Source organism: Tenacibaculum pelagium (assembly GCF_014062345.1).
In the GTDB taxonomy this organism is placed as follows: Bacteria; Bacteroidota; Bacteroidia; order Flavobacteriales; family Flavobacteriaceae; genus Polaribacter; species Polaribacter pelagius.
Genome location: NZ_JACGLS010000002.1, coordinates 190,736 through 215,543, shown reverse-complemented (window position 1 = coordinate 215,543; position 24,808 = coordinate 190,736). Strand labels below are relative to the sequence as shown.

General features: G+C 32.3%; 22 protein-coding genes. 16 read left to right on the top strand and 6 right to left on the bottom strand.

Annotated features, from left to right (window positions below; genetic code table 11):
- The first annotated feature begins 2 nt into the window (after nucleotides 1–2).
- The 12 genes from H3Z83_RS06025 to H3Z83_RS05970 all read left to right on the top strand — a co-directional run bounded on the left by H3Z83_RS06025 (nucleotide 3) and on the right by H3Z83_RS05970 (nucleotide 13,166).
- The gene (locus tag H3Z83_RS06025; protein ID WP_182124583.1) at nucleotides 3–647 is read left to right on the top strand and encodes an NADH:ubiquinone reductase (Na(+)-transporting) subunit D; all 645 of its coding nucleotides are present in this window, start codon (nucleotides 3–5) and stop codon (nucleotides 645–647) included.
- Between the two features lie 31 nt (nucleotides 648–678).
- A complete protein-coding gene (gene nqrE / locus H3Z83_RS06020; protein WP_182124582.1) occupies nucleotides 679–1,416 on the top strand; it encodes an NADH:ubiquinone reductase (Na(+)-transporting) subunit E in 738 nt (245 codons plus the stop codon).
- A 2-nt stretch (nucleotides 1,417–1,418) separates the two neighbouring features.
- On the top strand, nucleotides 1,419–2,732 hold the full coding sequence (nqrF, locus tag H3Z83_RS06015) for an NADH:ubiquinone reductase (Na(+)-transporting) subunit F (RefSeq protein WP_182124771.1): 1,314 nt from the start codon (nucleotides 1,419–1,421) through the stop codon (nucleotides 2,730–2,732).
- 180 nt (nucleotides 2,733–2,912) lie between these two features.
- The gene (locus tag H3Z83_RS06010) at nucleotides 2,913–3,695 is read left to right on the top strand and encodes an alpha/beta hydrolase (RefSeq protein ID WP_246337484.1); all 783 of its coding nucleotides are present in this window, start codon (nucleotides 2,913–2,915) and stop codon (nucleotides 3,693–3,695) included.
- On the top strand, nucleotides 3,695–4,480 hold the full coding sequence (locus tag H3Z83_RS06005) for an alpha/beta hydrolase (RefSeq protein ID WP_182124580.1): 786 nt from the start codon (nucleotides 3,695–3,697) through the stop codon (nucleotides 4,478–4,480). The genes H3Z83_RS06010 and H3Z83_RS06005 overlap by 1 nt, the downstream gene beginning before the upstream one ends.
- A gap of 48 nt (nucleotides 4,481–4,528) precedes the next feature.
- Complete coding sequence (locus tag H3Z83_RS06000) at nucleotides 4,529–5,884, top strand: DEAD/DEAH box helicase (RefSeq protein ID WP_182124579.1); 1,356 nt, start codon at nucleotides 4,529–4,531, stop codon at nucleotides 5,882–5,884.
- A complete protein-coding gene (locus tag H3Z83_RS05995; RefSeq protein WP_182124578.1) occupies nucleotides 5,884–6,243 on the top strand; it encodes a Na(+)-translocating NADH-quinone reductase subunit F in 360 nt (119 codons plus the stop codon). The genes H3Z83_RS06000 and H3Z83_RS05995 overlap by 1 nt, the downstream gene beginning before the upstream one ends.
- A 344-nt stretch (nucleotides 6,244–6,587) precedes the next feature.
- The gene (locus tag H3Z83_RS05990) at nucleotides 6,588–7,154 is read left to right on the top strand and encodes a uracil-DNA glycosylase family protein (protein WP_182124577.1); all 567 of its coding nucleotides are present in this window, start codon (nucleotides 6,588–6,590) and stop codon (nucleotides 7,152–7,154) included.
- A gap of 66 nt (nucleotides 7,155–7,220) precedes the next feature.
- Complete coding sequence (gene hflX, locus H3Z83_RS05985) at nucleotides 7,221–8,420, top strand: GTPase HflX (RefSeq protein WP_182124576.1); 1,200 nt, start codon at nucleotides 7,221–7,223, stop codon at nucleotides 8,418–8,420.
- A gap of 381 nt (nucleotides 8,421–8,801) precedes the next feature.
- Entirely contained in the window at nucleotides 8,802–9,482 is a 681-nt protein-coding gene (locus tag H3Z83_RS05980) for an energy transducer TonB (RefSeq protein WP_182124575.1), read from the top strand.
- 139 nt (nucleotides 9,483–9,621) lie between these two features.
- Nucleotides 9,622–10,350 carry an energy transducer TonB gene (locus H3Z83_RS05975; RefSeq protein WP_182124574.1) on the top strand — a complete coding sequence of 243 codons (729 nt, stop codon included), beginning with the start codon at nucleotides 9,622–9,624 and terminating at the stop codon, nucleotides 10,348–10,350.
- Nucleotides 10,351–10,391: 41 nt separating this feature from the next.
- A complete protein-coding gene (locus H3Z83_RS05970; RefSeq protein WP_182124573.1) occupies nucleotides 10,392–13,166 on the top strand; it encodes a TonB-dependent receptor in 2,775 nt (924 codons plus the stop codon).
- Between the two features lie 83 nt (nucleotides 13,167–13,249).
- On the opposite strand, the gene H3Z83_RS05965 is transcribed toward H3Z83_RS05970, so the two are convergent.
- From H3Z83_RS05965 to H3Z83_RS05945, 5 genes are all read right to left on the bottom strand, one after another.
- Nucleotides 13,250–14,371 (bottom strand): CNNM domain-containing protein, encoded by a 1,122-nt coding sequence (locus tag H3Z83_RS05965; protein ID WP_182124572.1) that lies wholly within the window; start codon nucleotides 14,369–14,371, stop codon nucleotides 13,250–13,252.
- An 89-nt stretch (nucleotides 14,372–14,460) separates the two neighbouring features.
- The gene (locus tag H3Z83_RS05960; protein ID WP_182124571.1) at nucleotides 14,461–15,333 is read right to left on the bottom strand and encodes a DUF3078 domain-containing protein; all 873 of its coding nucleotides are present in this window, start codon (nucleotides 15,331–15,333) and stop codon (nucleotides 14,461–14,463) included.
- A 77-nt stretch (nucleotides 15,334–15,410) separates the two neighbouring features.
- A complete protein-coding gene (locus H3Z83_RS05955) occupies nucleotides 15,411–15,923 on the bottom strand; it encodes a DUF2480 family protein (RefSeq protein ID WP_182124570.1) in 513 nt (170 codons plus the stop codon).
- A 3-nt stretch (nucleotides 15,924–15,926) separates the two neighbouring features.
- Complete coding sequence (locus H3Z83_RS05950; RefSeq protein ID WP_182124569.1) at nucleotides 15,927–16,247, bottom strand: DUF59 domain-containing protein; 321 nt, start codon at nucleotides 16,245–16,247, stop codon at nucleotides 15,927–15,929.
- Nucleotides 16,248–16,258: 11 nt separating this feature from the next.
- Nucleotides 16,259–16,684 (bottom strand): SufE family protein, encoded by a 426-nt coding sequence (locus H3Z83_RS05945; protein ID WP_182124568.1) that lies wholly within the window; start codon nucleotides 16,682–16,684, stop codon nucleotides 16,259–16,261.
- A 74-nt stretch (nucleotides 16,685–16,758) separates the two neighbouring features.
- Between H3Z83_RS05945 and H3Z83_RS05940 the strand changes: the two genes are divergently transcribed.
- Together H3Z83_RS05940 and H3Z83_RS05935 are read left to right on the top strand one after the other, a co-directional pair.
- On the top strand, nucleotides 16,759–17,685 hold the full coding sequence (locus H3Z83_RS05940; protein WP_182124567.1) for a PfkB family carbohydrate kinase: 927 nt from the start codon (nucleotides 16,759–16,761) through the stop codon (nucleotides 17,683–17,685).
- Nucleotides 17,686–17,767: 82 nt separating this feature from the next.
- Nucleotides 17,768–19,666, top strand: a complete 1,899-nt coding sequence (locus H3Z83_RS05935; RefSeq protein WP_182124566.1) for an amidophosphoribosyltransferase — start codon at nucleotides 17,768–17,770, stop codon at nucleotides 19,664–19,666.
- A gap of 80 nt (nucleotides 19,667–19,746) precedes the next feature.
- Here the strand turns inward: H3Z83_RS05935 and H3Z83_RS05930 are convergent, their stop codons facing one another.
- Nucleotides 19,747–20,109 (bottom strand): SPOR domain-containing protein, encoded by a 363-nt coding sequence (locus tag H3Z83_RS05930; RefSeq protein ID WP_182124565.1) that lies wholly within the window; start codon nucleotides 20,107–20,109, stop codon nucleotides 19,747–19,749.
- A gap of 215 nt (nucleotides 20,110–20,324) precedes the next feature.
- On the opposite strand from H3Z83_RS05930, the gene H3Z83_RS05925 reads away from it, so the two are divergent.
- Complete coding sequence (locus tag H3Z83_RS05925) at nucleotides 20,325–21,614, top strand: c-type cytochrome (protein WP_182124564.1); 1,290 nt, start codon at nucleotides 20,325–20,327, stop codon at nucleotides 21,612–21,614.
- 31 nt (nucleotides 21,615–21,645) lie between these two features.
- Nucleotides 21,646–24,783 (top strand): TAT-variant-translocated molybdopterin oxidoreductase, encoded by a 3,138-nt coding sequence (locus H3Z83_RS05920; RefSeq protein ID WP_182124563.1) that lies wholly within the window; start codon nucleotides 21,646–21,648, stop codon nucleotides 24,781–24,783.
- Nucleotides 24,784–24,808: the final 25 nt, after the last annotated feature.

Sequence of the window (24,808 nt, the reverse complement as noted above, 5' to 3'; positions counted from 1 at the left end):
TTATGGGACTTTTATCAAAAAAAGACGCAGCGTTAATTACGGACCCATTAGCAGATAACAACCCAATTACTATTCAGGTATTAGGTATTTGTTCTGCATTAGCAATTACTGCAGAGTTACAAGCATCTATTGTAATGTCTGTATCGGTATTGTTTGTATTAGGAATAGGAAACGTGGTGATTTCTTTATTAAGAAATATCATTCCATCAAAAATCAGAATTATTGTACAGTTAATCGTAGTTGCTGCTTTAGTAATTATTGTTGATCAAGTATTAAAGGCATTTGCTTATGAGTTAAGTAAAACACTTTCGGTATTCGTAGGTTTAATTATTACCAACTGTATTATTATGGGACGTTTTGAAGCATTTGCTTTAGGTAACGGACCATGGAGATCGTTCTTAGATGGAATAGGAAATGCTTTAGGATACGCTGTTATTTTAATTGCAGTAGGTTTCTTTAGAGAATTGTTAGGTTCTGGTACTTTATTAGGATTTAAAGTATTAGGAGACCCAATTGAGAAAACAGGATTATATGCTTTAGGATATGAGAATAACGGATTCATGTTATTATCGCCAATGGCATTAATTGTTGTAGGTATTATTATTTGGGTACAACGTAGTAGAAACAAAGCATTAATTGAAGACTAACCTAGTTAGGGTTCATTAAAAATATAGAAAAATGGAACATTTAGAATTATTTTTCAAGTCGATATTTATAGATAACATGGTATTTGCTACGTTCTTAGGAATGTGTTCTTACTTAGCGGTATCTAAAAAAGTATCAACAGCCGTAGGTTTAGGAGCTGCAGTTATCTTTGTATTAGCTGTAACAGTACCTATTAACTGGTTATTAGATCAATATTTATTACAACCAGGAGCATTATCTTGGTTAGGAGCTGAATATGCAGATTACGATTTAAGTTTCTTATCATTTATCATGTTTATTGCAACAATTGCAACCATGGTACAATTGGTAGAAATTATTGTTGAGAAATTTGCACCAGCATTATATAACTCTTTAGGTATTTTCTTACCGTTAATTGCAGTAAACTGTGCAATTTTAGGAGGGTCTTTATTTATGCAATCTCGTGAAATTCCAACATTAGGATTATCATTAACTTATGGTATTGGTTCTGGTATCGGATGGTTTTTAGCAATTTTAGCTATTGCTGCGATTCGTGAAAAAATCAGATATTCATCAGTGCCACCAGCATTAAGAGGATTAGGAATTACTTTTATTATTACTGGTCTAATGGCGATCGGATTTATGAGTTTTGGAGGTATGTTAACAGGAGGTGATGATGAAGCGAAGAAAGAAGAAGCTCCTAAAGCAGAAATCAAGATAGAAGAAAAGAAGGAAGAGGTAAAAGAGGATGCTGAAAAAATAGCAGATAACACTAAAAAAATTACAGAATAATGATGTTTTTAGAAGTAAGTACTGGAGGTACAGTAGCTGTAACTGTAGTAGCATTCTTAGCAATTGTATTAGTTTTAGTAGGATTGTTATTATTTGTAAAACAAAAATTAGCACCATCGGGACCTGTAAAGATTACGATTAACGGTGATAAAACAATTGAAGTAGCTTCTGGAGCTACATTGTTAACAACTTTAGGAAACGAGAAGATTTTCTTACCATCAGCATGTGGTGGTGGTGGATCTTGTGTACAATGTGAGTGTCACGTTAATTCTGGTGGAGGTGAAGCTTTACCAACAGAAACACCACACTTTACACGTAAAGAATTACAACACGGTATCCGTTTAGCATGTCAGGTTAAAGTAAAACAAGACATGGACATTTCTATCCCAGAAGAAATTTTTGGAATTAAGAAATGGGAAGCAACTGTAGTACGTAACTATAACGTAGCAACTTTTATTAAAGAGTTTGTAGTTGAGATTCCAGAAGATATGGATTACAAAGCTGGAGGATATATTCAAATTGAAATTCCTGAGTGTGAGATTAAATATTCAGATATGGATATTTCAGCACACCCACAAGATCATCCAGGTGAACCAGATAAATTTGAGGCTGATTGGGATAAGTTTAACCTTAGACCATTAGTAATGAAAAATACTGAAATAGTAGAACGTGCATATTCTATGGCTTCTTACCCTGCAGAAGGAAGAGAAATCATGTTAAATGTTCGTGTGGCTACACCTCCTTTCGATCGTGCTAAAGGCGGATGGATGGATGTAAATCCAGGAGTAGCTTCTTCTTATATTTTCAACCAAAAACCAGGAGATAAAGTAACTATCTCTGGACCTTACGGAGAGTTCTTTATCAATGAGTCTGAAGCAGAAATGTTATATGTAGGTGGAGGAGCAGGTATGGCACCAATGCGTTCACATATTTATCACTTATTCAGAACTTTAAAAACTGGTAGAAAAGTTACCTATTGGTACGGAGGTCGTTCTAAAGCAGAATTATTCTACATTCACTACTTTAGAGCATTAGAAAAAGATTTTCCAAATTTTAAATTCTACTTGGCGTTATCAGAACCAATGGAACAAGATAACTGGAAGGTTAAAGCAGATATTAATGATGAGGCTGGAGATGGTTTTGTTGGATTTATTCACCAAGTTGTAATAGACCAATATTTATCTAAGCATGAGGCTCCAGAAGATTTAGAATTATATTTCTGTGGACCACCATTAATGAACAAAGCAGTACAAAAAATGGGAGAAGATTTTGGTCTTGATGACGAAAACATCCGATTTGATGACTTTGGAGGATAGGTCGATAATCGACATTATATATAAAAAACCGATACAGAAACGTATCGGTTTTTTTATTATTTAAAAATCAGTAGATTAGTGTATTGAAACCTTACTATGGGCTGGACTTTTTATCTTTTTGTATTTGTTGCTATAATAATTGTAGTGAGTATTGTGCTCTATTTTTTTCAGGAAAAGTTTTTGTTCCACCCTGAAAAATTACCTAAAGACTTCCAGTTTCAATATGAAAATCAAGAGGTAAAGGAATATAATTTAGAAATAAAGGAAGGAGTAACTATCAATGGCTTGTTATTTAAAGCTAAGGGCAAATCAAAAGGCTTAGTCTATTATTTAAAAGGAAACTCTAAGAGTATAAAAGGCTGGGGAAAGTTTGCAGTTGATTTTACTTTATTCGATTATGATGTGTTGATGATAGATTATCGAGGTTTTGGAAAAAGCACAGGTAAAATGAGTCAACAAACTATGAAAGACGATGCTTTATTGGTTTATGATAAGATAAAAGAACGAGTAAAAGAAGAAAATATTATTGTGTATGGACGTTCTTTAGGAACAGGTTTAGCAACCAAAGTAGCTTCTGTAAATAACCCAAAAATGTTAGTGTTAGCTTGCCCGTATTTTAGCATGTCTAACAACGCGAAACGTTATTTGCCTTTTATTCCGTTAGGTTTGGTAATGCGTTATTCTATGCCCACCTATAAATGGATTAAATACGTAAAATGCCCAATTAAAATTATACATGGTACAGATGATAAAGTTATTCGGTTTAAATCGAGTGTTCGTTTGTCTAAAATGAAGCCAGAATTAACAAGGTTATACCCAATTATTGGAGGAGGACATAAGAACTTACATAATTACGAAAGTTACCATAGAGCTTTAAAAGAAATTTTAAATTCACAGGGGATTACAGAAGTGGATAGAGAGAATACTAGCATCGATTTTATTAGAACCAAACGTAAAAAGTAATGATTAAAAAAGTGCTAGTTTGGATTGTAGGTGTTTTAATTTTAAGTTTTTTTGCTGTTAATATGTTTCAAGAAAAAATCATTTTTTTATCAGAAAAACTTGATAAAGATTATCAATTTAAATTTGAGCAGCCTTTTGAAGAAATCAATCTAAAAACTTCAGACAATGAAACGATAAACGGATTGTATTTTACGGTTAATAACCCAAAAGGAGCTATTTTGTTTTTTCACGGTAATAAAGGTAATTTAACTCGCTGGGGTAAAATAGTGCAGTGTTTTAAACAATTTCAGTACAACGTTTTCGTAATAGATTACCGTGGTTATGGTAAAAGTACAGGAAAGTTTAACGAAGGGAAAATGTATGAGGATGCTTTGTTGAGTTATGATTTTTTAAAACAAAAATTTTCTGAAAATCAAATTGTGGTTTATGGACGTTCCTTAGGAACTACTTTTGCGACTAAAGTAGCATCAGAAAACAACCCGAAGCAATTAATTTTAGAATCACCTTTTTATAGTTTACCACATGCTGTAAAACATCAGTTTAAATTTGGTTTAAACTCTATTTTAAGGTATCAATTTCCAACGTTTAGTTTTATTGAAAAAGTACAATCACCAGTATTAATTTTTCATGGATTAGAAGATAAAGTTACTTCGCCAAATGATACAAGAGATTTACTAAAATTGATTAATCATACTAAGAAAAAAAGTGTTTTAATTGATGAAGGAACACATCATAATTTAAGAGATTTTGAACGCTATAAAACTGAATTACAATTGGTTTTATAGAAGTAATAAGTGAATTAGAAAGTGTACCTTTGCACAAATTTTGCATAAATGACTACTTTTCACGATATAGACTTATCTAACCCGCTACGTAACTCAATTGAAGACCTTGGTTTTGAGAACCCAACACCAGTTCAAGAGAAAGCTTTTCCCGTAATTAGATCGGGTAAAGACATGGTGGGTATAGCACAAACAGGTACAGGTAAAACATTTGCTTATATGTTACCTATACTTCGTGATTTAAAGTTCTCAAAACAACAACACCCTAGAGTGCTAGTTTTAGTTCCAACGCGTGAATTAGTAGTTCAAGTAGTAGATGAAATAGAAAAGCTTGCAAAATACATGACCTTACGTACTATTGGCGTGTATGGAGGTGTTAATTTAAACCGTCATAAGCAAGCAGTAATGGAAGGAGCTGATGTTATTGTAGCAACTCCAGGACGCTTGTACGATTTAGCCTTAAGTAGAGTTTTAAAACTAAAATCAATTCAAAAATTAGTGATTGATGAAGTAGATGTAATGTTAGATTTAGGATTTAGATTTCAATTATTAAACATTTTTGATTTGCTACCTCCTCGTCGTCAAAACATCATGTTTTCTGCTACAATGACTCAAGATGTAGAAGCGTTGATTGATGACTTCTTTATTGCACCAAAAAAGATTGCTATTGCAGTTAGTGGAACACCACTTGATAATATACAACAAGTAGCTTATGATGTTCCTAATTTTTATACAAAAGTCAACTTATTAAACGAGTTACTATTTGATAAATCAGAATATAGCAAAGTATTAGTTTTTGCGCCAAATAAAAGAAATGCCGATAGATTGTTTGAATGCATTAAAGAAGAGTTTCCTTCTCAAACATGTGTAATACATTCTAATAAAACACAGAATTATCGTTTACGTTCTATTGAGCAGTTTAATAAAGGTGAAAAGCGAGTTTTAATTGCTACCGATGTAATTGCACGTGGATTAGATTTAGAGGAAGTAACACACGTTATCAACTTTAATACACCACATTTCCCTGAAAATTATATGCATCGTATTGGTCGTACAGGACGTGCAGAACATGAAGGGAAAACAATTTTATTTACTACAGAAAAAGAACAGGAAGCAAAACAACGAATTGAGGAATTGATGAAATATGAGATTCCGAAATTAGAAATTCCTGAGCAGGTAGAAATTTCAAAACAATTAACAGAGGAAGAACGCCCTAAAGAAGAGCGAGAAATTTCTAAAAATAGAACTTCACAAGAATATGTTCCGGGTCCTGCGTTTCACGAAAAGAGTGAAAAGAATAGTAAGGTGAATTTAGGAGGTTCTTACCGTAGAGAAATTGCGAAGAAGTATAAGAAGCCAAAAACTCGTGGCGATAAAAATTACAACAGACGTAATAAAAAGAAATAATGCAAGCACTTACTGAGCAAGAACTACATAATTTAGGGATGAATATTGTGGGTAAAAACTTAGAACAGATGGGTTATGAGTTTGTAGCTATTAATAGCGAACTTAAAAAACATCCTCAGTTTGTGTTATTCAAAAAAGGGGAACCTACTATTTTTGTATTAGTAAAAACTACAAACAACATTCAATCTCCTGAGGAATATGATGTTTTATGGATGGAAACATTTAAAGAACACGCAAAAAAGCAAAACGCTAAAGTTTGGTTCGCTGGTATAGGTATTGCAAATGCAGAAAGTGTTGACTTGCCAGTATTTAAAGATCAGCCATATTATGTAGCTTTTAACGACTTTATAAAATTTTAAGTAACTCCTTTAGTCGATTTTTATTGTGTAGCATGTTAAAAATAAATAACAAATTGCTATTCATACATAATTATATACCAATTATACATTTGCATCTATTTCGCTTTAAAACAAGTGGTTAAGTTTTTATCTTTGTAGTAGGGGAAATTAATAAAACATAATTATGAAAAAACAATTACTAAAGGGGATTCAAAATTTTTTTAAAAGTATTTTTACACAATTAGCAGAGTTTGGTAAAGCAGCTGGTTATGCAATAAGTCACTAGAATAAAAAAGATTGAAGAAGAAACACTCATTTTAAGATAAAATGAGTGTTTTTTTATGCTTAAAGTTTAAATTTAAAGCATGAAAGAATTATTAATTAACATTCGTAAGTGTGATTTATGCAAAGAATTCATAGAGCCGAATCCAGTTGTTTTTGCGAATGAATCTTCTAAAATTGTAATTATAGGGCAAGCGCCAGGAACAAAGGTTCATAAATCAAGAATTCCTTGGGATGATGCTAGTGGGAAACAGCTAAGAAAATGGATGAACGTTACCGATGAACAATTTTATAATACTAATAACTTCGGAATAGTTCCTATGGGCTTCTGTTACCCTGGTAAAGGTAAATCAGGTGATTTGCCACCAAGAAAAGAATGTGCTCCGCAATGGCATCATCAATTAATAGATAAAATGAAGAATGTTAAATTGGTTATTTTAATTGGTATGTATGCTCAGAATTATTATTTAAAAAATCAAACGAAGAGAACATTAACCGAAACAGTTGATAATTTTCACGAATACTTACCTAAATACTTTGTGCTACCACACCCATCACCAAGAAATAGATTTTGGTTGACTAAAAACCCTTGGTTTGAAAAAGAGGTGTTGCCAATTTTAAAAAATAAAATTCATGAAATTATAGTTTAGAGCCTTTTGCTAAACAAGTAATTAAAAGATATTGGTTGAGTTGATAAATTTGTACTTTTGTAGCCTATGATAGAAACACGAGAAGCCATATCAGAAAAAGCGGTTTTAATAGGTATTATAACGCAGCATCAAAACGAAAAACAATCTAAAGAATATTTAGATGAGTTAGAGTTTTTAACTTTAACTGCGGGTGGAGTGCCTGTAAAACGTTTTACTCAAAAATTAGAAAGACCAAATCCAAAAACTTTTTTAGGAACAGGTAAGTTAGAAGATGTAAAAGCATATATTGAATCTCACAATATAGGAACAGCGATTTTCGATGACGAATTATCTCCTGCTCAATTAAGAAATATTGAGAACTTTTTAGATTGTAAAGTTTTAGATAGAACCAATTTAATTCTAGATATTTTTGCAAGTAGAGCTCAAACAAGTTCAGCAAAAGCACAAGTAGAATTAGCTCAATATCAATATTTACTTCCACGATTAACTCGATTATGGACACACCTTGATAAGCAAAAAGGGGGTATCGGTATGCGTGGTCCTGGTGAAACAGAGATTGAAACTGATAGACGTATTATTAGAGATAAAATTACGTTGTTAAAGAAAAAGCTTGCTACTATTGATAAGCAAATGGCTGTTCAACGAAAGAATCGTGGAAAAATGGTTCGTGTTGCTTTGGTAGGTTATACTAACGTAGGGAAATCTACTTTAATGAATGTAGTTAGTAAGAGCGATGTTTTTGCTGAAAATAAGCTTTTTGCAACTTTAGATACAACAGTAAGAAAAGTGGTGATTAAGAATATTCCTTTTCTAATGACAGATACTGTTGGGTTTATTAGAAAATTACCAACTCAGCTGGTGGAATCTTTTAAATCTACTTTAGATGAAGTTCGTGAGGCAGATTTATTATTGCATGTGGTTGATATTTCTCATCCAAATTTCGAAGACCATATTGCTTCAGTAAATAAAATATTAGATGAAATAGACAGCGCAAATAAACCTACGGTAATGGTTTTTAATAAAATAGATGCTTATACTCATGAAACGATTGACGAAGATGATTTGGTTACTGAGAAAACAAAAGCACATTACTCATTAGCAGATTGGGAAAAAACATGGATGAATGATTTAGAGAAAGAAAGTATTTTTATTTCTGCATTAAATAAAGATAACTTAGATAACTTTAAAGAAAAGACGTACGATGAAGTGAGAAAAATTCATGTACAGCGCTTTCCTTACAGTGATTTTTTATACCAAGAATATTAAGAAGTTTACCTAAAAATAATGAGGTGATAATATAAAAAGAACTTAAATATTTTGATATTTAAGTTCTTTTTTGTTATCTTTAGTTTAGCTTAAGTGAAAATTCATAATATTTCTTAAGCTTTAAAAATCAATTTTTTAACCATTTTAACCCCCGAAAAAATGAAAAAAATAGTCTCAATTCCGAGTAAATTATCAAATATTCTTTTTGATAAAAATAAACAAGTAAATTTTTCAATAACCATTTTTTAGGCGCTTAACCTTGTCTTAAAATTTAAGGTGGCTTTTTAGCATTAAAAGCTAAAAAATAGTATAATACTGACCTTGAAATTTTGAATGGCAATTGGCGTCTAACATAATATATTGGTTTAAATATATATAGTTATGAAAAAAGTAATCCTACTATTTGTAATTCAATTTTTTGTTTTTCAGATTTTTTCTCAGGAAAAATGTACTGAAAAGGAAACCACGTTGGTAGATTTAAATTCTATAAACAAATGTGAAATAACTGAAGCAAAAAAAGATATAAATAATAAAGAAATAAGTGCTAATAATATAACGATAAGAAGCCGAAGGTATTTAAAAAAGAGAGAATCTTTAATTCCGAGAATTGCTAGTGTTTCAAATGCATTAAAAACAAAGAATGTTAATCAGGTTGCTCCTAAAGAGAATGCATTAGAAAAGAATAAACTTAAGATAGTTGAAGAAGTAATCTCTTTTAATACTATAGAAGAAATTCCATTGTTTTTATCTTGTAGAGATACTTCGATAAATAAAGAAGATTGTTTTAATTATGAGATGGAAAAACATATTATAAAACATTTTATATATCCAGAAATTGCTCTTGAAAAAGAAATTGAAGGTGATTTAGAAGTGAGTTTTATTATTGATGTAAATGGTAAAGTAAAAGATATACGTGTTAAAGTTGAAAACAAAGAGCATAAAATCTTAAAGAAAGAAGCAAAAAGAATAGTTTCATTACTGCCAGATTTCTTGCCAGGAAAACACGATGGTGTAAAAAAAGAAGTAGAATATAGTTTTCCAATGAGTTTTAAGTTGGATTAGCTATAAATATTAACAGTTATTTTCCTGTTTTTAACTCTTTTAACATTTTTTTATAATAAAAAAGGATATTTTTGTAAGCTAGTTTATTTTGTTTTATTTTTAATAAAGCCTGATTTACAGATAAATACCCCCCAGTATTATGAGAAAATTTTTATTATTAATGTTAGCATTAATTTTTTCTGTTAACATTTTTTCACAAGAAGTATGTGAAACCCCTGATGAAGCTGAAATAGATGTGAATAGTATAAGTGTTACAAAATGTACTATTAAAGAATCTAAAAGTAAGAAAAACAAAAAATCAAGACAGATTACGGTTAAGGTATCCGCGAATAGAAGATACCTGAAAAAAAGAGAAGCTTTTAAAAAGAAAGCAGTATCTGGAGTTTCTGGAATTGGTACTTCAGGAGTTGCAAGTACAGAGCAAAAGCCCGTATTAACTCAATCAATATCTTTAAAAAGCAATATAGAAGATATTAAAAATAAGCTGTCTGCCGAAGAAGTTAGAAAAGCATCAAAGTTTAGTGCAGTTGATAAAATACCTTCATTTAATGCTTGTAAAAAAGCAAAAAAAGGAGAGCGTATAGATTGTTTCAATGAAGAAATGATAAAGCATATCTCTAAGCACTTTAGGTATCCAAGTCAAGCTGTAAAAGAATCAATCCAAGGAGAAGTTTGGGTTCGTTTTATCATTGATAAGAATGGTGATATTAGAAACATTAAAACTTTAGGGCCTAAAAACGGTAAAATACTTAATCAAGAAGCTAAAAGAGTAGTTGCGCAATTACCGCAATTTTCACCAGCTAAAAAAGACGGAAGTCGTACTTCAGTAAAATACGGATTTCCAATTATGTTTGCTTTAGACGAGTAAATATCCCTCAATAATAAATACAATTAATTAAAATAAACACTATGTTTAAAAAACTACTATTAACAGTTTTTGTTTTATGTAGTATGTCTTTTTATGGGCAAACTACAATTACAGGAAAGGTATATGATGAATATCTTGAGCCTTTTCCGAGTGCCTTAATCAATTCAGTACAAGGACAAACAACTTCAGATATTGATGGAAATTTCACGATATCTGTTAAAGCAAAATTCCCTTTTTCTATTCAAGTTTCAGCTTTTGGATACAAAACAGAAGTAATTGAAATTACTTCTAAAGATCAAGAGGTAAATGTAATTTTAAAAGAAAATACAGCTTTAGATGAAGTTGTTATTTCTGCATCGAGATCTCCAGAACGTATTATTGAATCTCCAGTTACTATCGAAAGAATTGGTATTACAGATATGAAAAGAAATACTTCAGTTTCTTTTTATGATGGTTTAGCTAATTTAAAAGGAATAGAATCTAGAGAGTCGAATTATGGTTATAAAGCAATTAACTCAAGAGGTTTTGCTACTTTTGATAACACCCGTTTTGTACAATTGCTTGACGGTGCTGAAACTTCAATACCAGCATTAAATTTCTCTGCGGGTAATGTTTTAGGATTGTCAGATTTAGACGTTAAAAGCGTTGAGATATTACCAGGAGCTTCTTCTGCATTATATGGTGCGAATGCCTTTAACGGTATACTTTTAATGAGAAGTAAAAACCCTTTTAATTACGACGGAATAAGTGCTTATTTTAAAACAGGTCAAATGACTCAAGAAGCGGCAGGGACTAATCCGTTTTACGATGTAGGAGTTAGAATGGCTTATAAGTTTAATGATTATATTGCAGCTAAAGTTAATTTTAACGCTTTTAAAGCTGAAGAATGGCATGCGAATGATGATACTAATACGACTGGTGTTGGAGGTGTTGTTAAAGAAGGAGATAGAGATTCTCACTCTGATTATGATGGGGTAAATTTCTATGGAGATGAAGTTGTGTTTCCATTACCAGGTATTGGAAGAGTTAGTAGAACAGGATATGCTGAAAATCAAATTTATGATTATGATGGGTATAATGTTAAGTTTGACGGTTCGATACATTATAGACCAATGGGTAACGATAAATTAGAATTAATTTATAACTCTCGTTTTTCTCAAGGTAATAATTCATACCAAGGAACAAATAGGTTTTCACAAGAAGGTTATTCTTTAGAGCAACATAAATTAGAGGTTATTGGTAAAAACTTTTTCGTAAGAGGTTATTATGTTGGTAATGATTCAGGAGATAAAACTCATGATCTTAGATTTGCAGGGGTTGCTTTAAATGAAAGATATAACCCTTCTGAAAATTGGTTTGGTGAGTATGCTACTGCATTTGCTGGCGGTGTTCCAGGAGTTACACCAGGAAACGACAAAAGTGCTCGTGATTTTGCAGATAGAAATAGATTGAAGCCAGGAACACCTGAGTACAGAAAAGCATTAGATGAAATTATCGCAACACCTATAAACGAAGGAGGAGCAGGGATTAAAGATAAAACAGGTTATTATCATGCTGATGCAAATTATAATTTTAGAGATTTAATATCATGGGCTGAAATTCAAATAGGAGGTTCATACCGTAAATTCAATATTAACTCTCAAGGAACTTTATTTACAGATAAAGACAGTCCAATAAACTTCGATATGTACGGAGCTTATTCTCAAATTCAAAAAAGCTTTTTAGATGAAAGAGCTAAGTTAACTGCATCTATACGTTATGATAAAGCAAAAAATTTCGAAGGAAATTACTCGCCAAGGGTTGCATTAACTTACGATGTTGGAGGAAGTAAGAATAAAATAATCCGTGCTTCTTATCAAACAGGATTTAGAAACCCAAGTATCCCAGAACAATTTTTTGGTTTAAGATCAGGGCCTAACCGTTTCATTTTAGGTACTTCAGTAGAAAACTTAACGAGATTCAATGCTGTAGTTACTAACTCAGGTACAGGTGCCCCATCAACTTCTACAATAACTGGTTCGGATGCTTTTAATAAGTCTTATACAAAGGATTCATATAATCAGTTTTTAGGTGTTTTAATTGCTGGAGGAGCACCTGCTTTACCAACAGCTCTTGCAAGTCTTGATAAAGCTGATGTAAAACCTGTTGAAGCTGAGAATGTAAAATCTTATGAATTAGGATATAGAAGTATTATTAATATTGGGGAAACTAATATTGTAGAATTAGATTTAAGCGGATATTATAATCAATATGAAAATTTCGTAGCATTTAAAGATGTGGTGGTTCCTAATTATGGGGTTATTTCTAATGGAATACCTGATGCATTGGCTACAGCTGCTTTAGCTAATAGAGATGTTACCAATGTTACTTTAAATACTAATTCAACTGCTGATATTGATTCTTATGGTGTTGGAATAGGTTTAACAACAAAAGTGTTTAAAACATTTAATTTCGGAACTAATTATACATATAGTAAATTAGTTTTCGATCAGGCTAGTGACCCATCTTTTCAACCAGGGTTCAATATTCCAGAGCATCAGCTTAAAGTTATGTTTGGTAATCCTAACTTATTTAAAAATTTTGGATTTAACATTAATGCAAGATGGCAAAATGACTTTTTATGGCAATCAAGTTTCTTAGATGCCCAAGTTGATGCAAGAACAGTTTTAGACGCTCAGATGAATTATAGAATACCATCTTTAAAGTCTAAAATAAAAATTGGAGGAACAAACTTAACGGGTAAAGAGTACGTAGTTGCACCTGGATCTGGTTTAATTGGTTCGTTGTATTATATATCTTGGACAATTAATAACTAGAGTAAGTTAAAAAGTAGTTTATATAATAAAAAAGGAGTGAATTTAAATTCACTCCTTTTTTTATACTTGATCTTTAGAATTGTTTACTCAGTATCATCTTCTTCAATAATACCAAGACGTTTTGCACGCCTTTCCCAACTCTTTCTTGCTAAACTTTGTAAATCTGCTACGTTATCGCTTTCATCCATAATTTCGAAGCCCAATAAGGTTTCGATAACATCTTCTTGGGTAACTAATCCGCTTACCGATCCGTATTCATCAACAACTAAAGCTAAATGCTCTCTTTGTTCAATTAATTTTTCAAACAAGTTAGGGATTGATAAATCTCTATTCGCAATAATAATATTTCTTTTAATCGATTTTAAAGGCTGATCTCCTTTTTTATCAATTAAAGCTAATAGTAATTGGTCTTTTAAAATATACCCTGTGATGTTATCAGGATTCTCTGCAAAAACAGGAATTCTTGAAAAACGCAGTGATTTATTGTCGTCGAAAAAAGATTGAATGGTTTGACTTTCATCAGCAGTTGTAATAACAGTACGAGGAGTCATAATGTGTTTTGCCTGAACATCTTTAAAGTTCAACATGTTTCTAATTACGTTACTTTCGTTCTCTTGAAAAACGCCTTCTTGCTCAGCAATATCTGTCATTGCAGAAAAATCTTCTCTACTTAAAACACTTTCACCATGTCCACCTTTTCCACCGATTAACTTTGTTGTTAGTTGTAATATCCAAAGAATACCTGTCCATTTTAATGGAAAAATCATAATGTTCAAAGCCTTAGTAGTAAAATTAGCCAATTGTTTCCAGTAAGTAGCTCCTATAGTTTTTGGAATAATTTCTGAAGCAACTAAAATTAAAATAGTCATAATAGAAGATACCACACCAACCATTAAATCTTCAGTAAATTCAATTCCTAAAAAGGATTTAGTTTCGCTTCCGTACAATTCTGCATAGGCAACTTTGGCTTGCACCCCCACTAAAATAGCACCAACAGTGTGGGCAAGTGTGTTTAGTGTAAGAATTGCAATTAAAGGTTTGTCAACATCTTTTTTAAGTGTCTCTAACTGTGTAGCAAATGCTTTTCCTTCTTTCTTTTTAACATTAATAAAAGTAGGTGATACACTTAGTAGTACAGCTTCTAAAATTGAACATAGAAAAGAGAAAAAAATAGAAACTGTAGCGTAAATTATTAATAAGGTCATTCTTTTTTAATTTTAAGCTAAAATAAGCAAAAAACAAAACCTCAAAGATTTCTCTTTGAGGTTTGTTTGATATATTGTGTTTATCTTGTTTAGAAACCGTAGTTAACACCTAAACCAAATACTTCTCTTGTTTGAAATCCTTCGTAAGCATTATCGTCATAAATAGCCTGTAATGCTAAGTTAGCCGATAAGTACTTGTTAATTTTCATAACTACATTTACTGTATAGTCAATATCAACATTTTGAGCCTCTTCTATATAGTTGCTGTATAAGTTTAAAATATTTTCAACTGATACATTTTCCATTAAATCAAATTTGTAATATGCGTTAACAGCAGCACCAAATTCGAAACGAGTAGTTTCGTTAGCTTCAACTCCAAAATATCCTCCTGCAGCATTAAAAGCATTAACTCCGGCAGATGGTACTTTAGTAAAATGATCGTGAACAACAATTAATTTAGAAGTTGCTGGTGCGATGTTAATTTTTAAGTTGTCAGACTTTTTCCATAACATACCAGGTCCGAATTGGAAGTATGCAGGTGAGAAAAAGTGAGATTGTTGTTCTCCTCCGACATCAGTTGATGACATTTGAGTTTTAAAGTTAAAAAATGCCGAGTAATACCAGTATCCTGAAGCTTTTTTTCCTAATAAAGAGTTTAACTCTAAACGATCATCAGTTTTTTGAATATCTTCTCCTTTTAACTTTGTTAAACCATAAGAAGCAATTAATTTATTATCCCAAGTCCAGTCTCCTTTTATGTAGTTAAAGTCGTAGTTTAATCCTAAAGTACCAGAAATGTTGTTTGTTCCACCAGCTAACCAGTTGTTAAATGCTGATTGATTGAATAAAAAAGAAATGTTTCCTGTTCTTTTCCATCCTTCTTTTGGTTGTTCTTCTTTCTTTTCTTGTGCACTAACAGTTAAAGCTCCAAATAAGAAAGCGATAGCTAATAATTTTTTCATTGTAATGTTATTTTTGTTTTTTTTGAGGGCGCAAATATACGTACTCGGTATAGTTAGACAAACTTATTTTTAAAAAGTCACTTTTTCGTCTTTTTATATAAAGGAACTGTTGAGCAAGCTTCACCAAACATAATTGTTTTAGCGACAGGTTGAATTTTCTCTATTAATAAAGTGTAAGCAGAAGGAGGAATTGGTTTATCTGCACATCCTTTAATAATTACAGGTTTATCAGTAAATTCTGAAGTGTCAATTTGATTGATGATTTCTTGATAGATAACAGTTTCTAACAATTCTAAATTCCCAACAACAACTTTCTTCGCATATTCGGATAATTGAGTGGATAGTAGTAAATAAGCCCAAGAAGGAATAATAGCATCAGAAGAACATGATAAAGCAACATAGTTGTTTTCGTACTGAGACCAATCATGATTATTTACCTGCTCCCTAAAATCCTTTTCACGAAGAATTAATCCTTCATATAGCCAATCTTTAATGTCAAAAACAACACGATTCCCTTGAGGATAAAAATCTTCAAGATCGATAGTAATTAATTTACTATTGGCAACTCTATTTATAATTTCTTCTGCCATAAATTACAGCATTCCTAATTCTAATTTAGCTTCGTCACTCATCATGTCTTGAGTCCAAGTAGGATCGAAAGTAATTTCAACTTCACAGTTGTTAATTTCTTTTAAGGTTTTCACCTTTTCCTCAATCTCTACCGGTAAGCTTTCTGCTACTGGGCAGTTAGGAGAGGTTAAAGTCATTAATATTTTAGCATCGTTTTCTTCTGATACGAATACATCATATATTAAACCTAACTCGTAAATATCTACAGGTATCTCTGGATCGAATATGGTTTTTAATACACGAACTATTTTATCTCCTAAATCTTCTAAATCTTTATCTGTCATTTCTTCTTTCTTTAATTCGCTAATTTACTCTGTTGAGCAATTGCGTACATTTTTATTTGTTTCACCATTGATACTAATCCATTAGCACGAGTTGGACTTAAGTGTTCTTTCAGTCCAATTTCATCAATAAAATTAGTATTCGCTTCTAAAATAGCTTGTGGTGTTTGGTTTGAAAATACCCTCAATAATAACGCCACAATACCTTTGGTTAAAATAGCATCACTATCGGCAGTAAATTCAATAGTGTCGTTCTTTAATTCAGAATACAACCATACTTTCGATTGACATCCTTTAATTAAATTTTCATCTAATTTATAAGCTTCATTTATTAAAGGCAACGATCTTCCTAAATCAATAATATACTCATAGCGCTCCATCCAGTCTTCAAACATTGAAAACTCATCAATAATTTCTTCTTGTATTTCTTTGATAGTCATTTTTTAAAACTATTTTTGCACAGTCGTACGACCACTTTATTTAAAAGTGCAAAATTACAGTAAAAAAATAAGAAATGAGTAAATTATTAGCAGTTGGTACCGTAGCATTTGACGCTATTGAAACGCCTTTTGGTAAAACAGATAAGATATTAGGAGGTTCAGGAACTTTTGTTGGTTTAGCAGCTTCTCAATTTGGAGTTGAAACAGGAGTAGTTTCTGTTGTTGGTGGAGATTTTCCTCAGTCATATTTAGATATGATGAACAACAAAGGAATTAATACTGATGGAGTAGAGATCATTAAAGAAGGAAAGACTTTCTTTTGGAGTGGTAAATATCATAACGATATGAACTCTCGTGATACTTTAGTAACTGAATTAAATGTATTAGAGCATTTTCAACCAGTAGTTCCAGAAGCATTTAAAGACTCTGGTATTGTAATGTTAGGTAATTTACACCCGTTAACACAAGCATCTGTTTTAGATCAAATGAACGAAAGACCAAAATTAGTAGTTTTAGATACTATGAACTTTTGGATGGACATTGCTTTAGCTGATTTGCATACTGTTTTAAAAAGAGTAGATGTAATTACAATTAACGATGAAGAAGCGCGTCAATTATCTGGAGAGTATTCTTTAGTTAATGCTGCTAAGAAGATTCATGAAATGGGTCCTAAATATGTGGTAATTAAAAAAGGAGAACATGGAGCTTTATTATTTAATGAAGGAAAAATGTTTTACGCACCGGCATTACCATTAGCAGAAGTGTTTGATCCAACAGGAGCAGGAGATACTTTCGCAGGAGGTTTCTGCGGATATTTAGCGAAAACAGAAGATATATCGTTTGAGAATATGAAGAACGCGATTATCTACGGTTCTAACTTAGCTTCTTTCTGTGTTGAGAAATTCGGAACACAGCGAATGGAAGAACTAACGAAAGACGAAGTGCTAACACGTTTGCAGTCTTTTAAAGATTTAACACAATTTGATATAGAGTTATCATAAATAAAAATCCGCGCGTTTTGCTGCGGATTTTTTTTATATTAAAAACAACAACACACAACACAACTAAATATTTATAATTCAAATGAGTGACGCTATTAAACATGAATGCGGAATTGCAATGGTTCGATTAAAAAAGCCATTACAATACTATAAAGATAAATATGGTACTGCATTTTATGGTGTAAACAAAATGTACTTGTTAATGGAAAAACAGCACAATCGTGGTCAAGATGGTGCAGGTTTAGCAAGCATAAAATTTAACGTTGAACCAGGTACAAGATATATTAGTAGAATTAGATCTAATAAATCACAGCCAATTCAAGATATTTTCGGAAAAGTTAATAAAAGAATTAATGGAGTTTTTGAAGAGCACCCAGAAAAGGTTGATGATGTTCAATGGCAAGAAGAGAATGTGCCTTATTTAGGAAACCTATTTTTAGGACACGTTCGTTATGGTACTTTTGGTAAGAATTCAATAGAAAGTGTACATCCATTTTTACGTCAAAGTAATTGGAAACACCAAAGCTTAATAGTTGCAGGTAATTTTAATATGACCAACTCTAAACAATTGTTAAACGATTTAATTGATTTAGGGCAGCATCCAAAAGAGTTTACTGATACAGTAACGGTGATGGAAAAGATTGGACACTTTTTAGAAGATGAAGTTTCTGACTTATATATCAAAGCGAAAGAAGCTGGATTCAGTAAAAAAGATGCTTCGCCTTTTATAGAAGAGCATTTAGATATTCAGAGAATTTTACAACGTTCGGCAAAAAATTGGGATGGTGGTTATGCGATGGCAGGATTACTAGGTCATGGAGATGCTTTTGTGTTAAGAGATCCTTCTGCAATTCGTCCAGCGTTTTATTATGAAGATGAAGAAGTTGTTGTTGTAGCTTCAGAGCGTCCAGTAATTCAAACTGTATTTAATGTTGATATTGATGCTATTAAAGAAATAGACAGAGGTCACGCATTAATTATAAAGAAGAATGGTGAAACTTCAATGAAGCCAGTTTTAGAACAACGTGTTAAAAAAGCATGCTCTTTTGAGCGTATTTATTTTTCTAGAGGAAGTGATGCTTCAATTTATGAAGAAAGAAAAAATTTAGGGAAATATGTATTTCCTGAAGTATTGAAGTCGATTAATAATGATATAGAAAATTCGGTGTTTTCTTATATTCCTAATACTGCAGAAACATCATTTTTTGGAATGATGGAAGCTGCAGAAGACGTGTTGAATCAGCAAAAAACAGCTGCGATTTTAGCAGGGAACGGAAAATTGTCGAAAGAAACAGTGGTAGATATTTTATCAAAAAGACCACGTTTTGAAAAGATAGCAATTAAAGATGCGAAGCTAAGAACGTTTATTACTGACGATAGTAGTCGTGACGATTTAGTAGCCCATGTATACGATGTAACTTATGGTGTGGTAAAACCAACAGATAATTTAGTAATTATCGACGATAGTATTGTTCGTGGTACGACTTTAAAGAAAAGTATCATTAAGATCTTAGATCGATTAAATCCTAAGAAAATAGTTGTAGTTTCTTCAGCGCCTCAAATTCGTTACCCAGATTGTTATGGAATTGACATGGCAAAAATCAATGATTTTATTGCTTTTAAAGCGGCTTTAGAATTGTTAAAAGAAACAAATCAATATCATATTGTTGATGAAGTGTATAATAAATGTAAGCAACAAGAGAATAGTGAGGATAAGAATGTGGTAAACTTCGTAAAGGAAATTTATGCGCCTTTCACAGATAAAGAAGTGTCTGCTAAAATTGCTCAAATGCTTAAAACATCAGAGATTAAAGCTGATATTGATGTAATTTTTCAACCAGTAAGTGGTTTGCACAAAGCATGTCCTGATAATTTAGGGGATTGGTACTTTACCGGAGATTACCCAACCGATGGAGGTCATCGAGTAGTTAATCAGGCATTTATTAATTTCTATGAAGGGAATGATGAAAGAGCTTATTAATTAAAGTTATTTTTGATAGTATAAAAAAAAGAGTGTTCATTATGAACACTCTTTTTTTTGTCTTTTTTGAAGAGAGATTTTTATAAAGGAACAACAATAGCTCCGTTAAATTTTTCTCTTATTTTGTTTAATGCTCTATCGGCTTGTAATCTTGTTTTGTAATTCCCAACTTGTATTTTCCATTCAGGAGCAGTGTAAGAAAGTTTTGTATATACACCTGGGAACTCTACGTGAAACCTTCCACGAAAACTTCTAGCTCTCTTTTCTAACCCATTATATAATTGAATTCTATAACCAGTACCATTGCGTTTATTGTATTCTCTTTTCTTTTCAATTAAAGAAATAATATCTTTATTTTCAGTGTAGTTAGATTGCCCATTAGCAAAATATACACCTCCAATAAGAAGTAATAAAAAAGTAATGATGAATTTCTGTTTTTTCATTTTTTTAAATCTTTTTACAAAAGTAACGACTTGCTGTTTAATACATTGCTAACGTTGTTTATTTAGAATTAGTATAAATTATAAATTAGCAATCTCTTAACATTTCACAATTTAGACAGAAGTAGTACTTTTGTGCAACTTTCTATGTGCTGTTTTTATATCAGCTATATAGAAAAAATTGTACCAAAATAGATACAAAACTTATATTTTATAGTATGAAAAGTGTGAAACATCACAGTAGATTAACCCAAACTCTCGTAAAGAGTTTAGCTTTCCTTTTAGTTTTATTCGTAAGTTTTTCGGCATTTTCGCAAGAGATTGACGAAGCGCGTCAGAAAGAAGGTAAAAAATTATTTAAGTCTTTATGTGCTTCATGTCACAAGTTAGATAAAAAACTTGTTGGGCCAGCTTTAGGTGGAGTTGAAGAGAAAAGAAGTAAAGAATGGTTGCAAGCTTGGATTAAAGATAATGCGGCATTAAGAGCTTCTGGAGATAAGGATGCAATCGAGATTTTTGATGAGTATAAGCAGTCAAACATGACGGCTTTCCCTCAGTTAACTGATAAGAATATCGACGATATTCTTTATTATACAACTGTTGGTGAGATTAAGAAAGCTGGTGAGGCAGATGTTGCTGTAGCTGGTTCGCAAAAAGGAGATGCGCCAAAGTGGTTGTTGTATATTTTAGCAGCGGCAATTATTGTAGCCTTTTTAATTATTGCTAGTTTATTAAAAACAATTAGTGAGTTAAAAGGAGCGCCAAAAACTCCAGGGTTAATGGGGCAAACTGCAGAATTGTGGGAAGGGATTAAGAAAAACACATTTTTACATGTGTTAACTGTAATTTTCGGAGCATTAGTTACTGCATACTTCTTGTTTGGAAGTTTATTTAAAGTAGGGGTAGATCAAGGGTATCAGCCAATTCAGCCAATTGCTTTTTCTCATAAAATTCACGCAGGAGATAATAAGATAGATTGTCAATACTGTCACTCTGCTGCAAAGCATAGTAAAAATTCAGGGATTCCTTCAGTAAGTGTTTGTATGAATTGTCATAAAAATATTTCAGAAGTTGCCGATGATACTAAAGTGGTGATGGATGATCATACTTTAAATAAATCTGACTTAGATAAGGAAATCGCTAAGATTTACGATGCTGTTGGATGGGATGCAGATAAATTAGAATACACAGGTGAAACGAAACCAGTAAAATGGGTGAGAGTTCACAATTTACCTGACTTTGCGTATTTTAACCACTCACAACACGTTACTGTTGCAGGATTAAAATGTCAAAAATGTCACGGACCAGTTGAAGAAATGGAAGAAGTATATCAATACTCGCCATTAACAATGGGTTGGTGTATCGACTGTCATAAGGAAACTAAGGTTGACTTAAAAGGAAATGAATACTACGCAAAGATTCATAAAGAATTAGCGAAGAAGTATGGAGTAGAGCAAGTAACAATTGCGCAGTTAGGTGGAAAAGAGTGTGGTAAATGCCACTATTAATCAATTAGAAAGTAGAAAAACACGTATATAAATGGCTTCAAACAAAAAATACTGGCAAAGTGTTGAAGAACTAAAAGATAGTTCTGTTGTTGAAACGCTACGTAATAATGAGTTTGTACAAGATATTCCTACAGATGAGTTTTTAGGTGATAAAGAAACATTAGAAACTTCATCAACTTCACGTAGAGATTTCTTGAAATATGTTGGGTTTACCACAGCGGCAGCTTCTTTAGCAGCTTGTGAAGGTCCAGTAAGAAAATCAATTCCTTATGTAGTGCAACCAAATGATATCGTTGTAGGTGTTGCTGATTGGTACGCAACTACAATTGCAGATGGTTTTGATTTTGCAAACGTATTAGTTAAAACACGCGAAGGTCGTCCAATTCTTGTAATGCCTAACAAAGAGGCAGGAGGAGAAACAAATGCACGTACACAAGCATCTGTTTTATCATTATATGATGGTGACTTACGTTTAAAAGAACCTAGAAAAGGTGAAACTCAAATTTCTTGGGCTGATGCTGATAAAGAAATTGTAGCAAAATTAAATCAGTTAAAAGACGCAAACGAATCTGTTGTGTTATTAACAGGTACTTTAGCAAGTCCTTCTACTGAAAAAGTAATTGCTGATTTTATTACTGCTTATCCAAATGTGAAGCATGTAGTATACGATGCAATTTCTGAAAGTGCTACTGCTGATGCTTTTGAAGCAATGTACGGTCAACGTGCATTACCAAATTACGATTTTTCTAAAGCTGAAGTAATTGCATCTATCGGAGCAGATTTCTTAGGAGATTGGCAAGGTGGTTATGAAAAATCATATGCTGCAGGGCGTAAAGTTGAATCTGGTAAAATGTCTTACCACGTTCAAATAGAAAGTAACATGTCATTGACTGGAGCAAATGCTGATAAAAGAATGGTTGTGAAACCTTCTGAACAAGTTTTTGCTTTAATCAATTTATATAATGCTGTAACTGGAGGTTCTCTTCCATCTAAAGCAACAAAATTAGATACTGAAGTAAAGAAGCTAGCTGCTGATTTAAAGAAAGCAGGATCTAAAGGGGTTGTAGTTACAGGATTAAATGATAAAAATGCGCAGTTAATTGCATTAGCAATCAATAAAGCATTAAATAGTGAAGTTATCGATACGAAGGCTGTTAACTTAACGCGTCAAGGTAACGATACTCAAGTAGCAGAATTAGTTGCAGATATTAAATCAGGTAAAGTAAAAGGTTTAGTTACTTATAACACAAACCCATTATATACTTTAGCAAACGCAACTGAATTAGCTAACGGAATTAAGAACTTAAAATTATCTGTTGCAATCTCTACTCAAGATGATACAACAGCTAATGCTACACAATATACATTACCAGCACCTCACAACTTAGAGAGTTGGGGAGATGTAATGACAGTAGCAGGTACTTATAGTTTAATGCAGCCAACTATTTCACCATTATTTAATACACGTCAGTTACAAGATGTATTATTAAAGTGGTCTGGTAGTTCTGTAAACTATTATGATACTTTAAAAGAATTTTGGAGTACTACTGTTTTAGGAGGAGCATCTTGGAATCAAGCGTTACATGATGGTTTCTTTAAAAACGAAGTAGTATCTGAAGATGTTGAAAGAGCAGAAGTTGATGTAAATGCAGCGGGTGTTGCTTTAGTAAGATCAGCTAATAACGCTTCAGGATTCGAATTAAATTTATACTCATCAACAGCATTAGGTGATGGTAAGCAAGCAAATAACCCTTGGTTACAAGAATTACCTGATCCATTAACACGTGCAGCGTGGGATAACTACTTAACAGTATCTATGGCAGATGCTAAGGAGTTAGGTTTCTCTAACCCTGTAAAAGATAATGGAGCTATTGATGGTAACTACGCAAACGTAACTGTAAACGGAGTAACGATTAAGAATATTCCGGTAATGATTCAACCAGGTCAAGCAAAAGGATCTGTTGGTTTAGCAGTTGGTTACGGTAGAACTCAAGGATTAAAATCTGAAATGCAAGTTGGTATTAATGCATATCCATTTTATAAAGATGGAAGCAATGTACAATACAACGTTTCTATAGAAAAAGCATCAGGATGGCACAAGTTTGCTTGTACTCAAGTACAAAGTACACTTGCTGGACGTCATGATATTTTAAAGGAAGCTTCTTTAAAAGAAGTAACTAATAAAAACTTAGATCCTAAGCATACATGGAATAAACCATATATGGTTACTTACGATCACCAAGAAGTTGAAGGAAGTAAGATTGACTTATGGGATGAGCATGATAGAAGTATCGGACATCACTTTAACTTATCTATCGATTTAACTTCATGTACAGGATGTGGAGCATGTGTTGTAGCATGTCACGCAGAAAATAACGTTCCTGTTGTTGGTAAAGATGAAGTTCGTGTAGGTAGAGATATGCACTGGTTACGTATCGATCGTTATTATTCTTCTACTGTTGTAGATAAGCAGGAAGATGCTACAATGACGTTAGAAGAGTTTAAAGCTCAGAACCCAGGATTAGCAAATCAAGAAGTTGAAAGAAGATATACTGAGAAGGTATTAGAGTTAAGCAGAGGAGATTTATTCGATGCTTTAGAAAACCCTGCAGAGAATCCTCAAGTAGCTTTCCAACCAATGATGTGTCAGCACTGTAATCACGCACCATGTGAAACAGTATGTCCAGTAGCAGCAACATCTCACGGTCGTCAAGGTCAAAACCAAATGGCTTATAACAGATGTGTTGGTACAAGATATTGTGCAAACAACTGTCCATATAGAGTTCGTCGTTTTAACTGGTTTAACTACGCAGAAAACGAAGAGTTCGACTTTAACATGAATAACGAATACGGAAAAATGGTGTTAAATCCAGATGTAGTTGTTCGTTCTAGAGGAGTTATGGAAAAATGTTCTATGTGTATTCAAATGACACAAGCTACCATCTTAAAAGCTAAAAAAGAAGGTAGAGCTGTAAATAAAGATGAGTTTGCAACAGCATGTTCTCAAGCTTGTTCTACAGGAGCAATGGTGTTTGGAGATATTAATAACTCTGAAGATACAGTAGCAGCATTAAAAGAAGATAATAGAGCATTCCACGTATTAGATTATATAGGTACTAAACCAAACGTTGTGTACCAAGTTAAAGTAAGAAATACAAACGAAGCTTAATAATAAAATTAACAAGTATATAGAT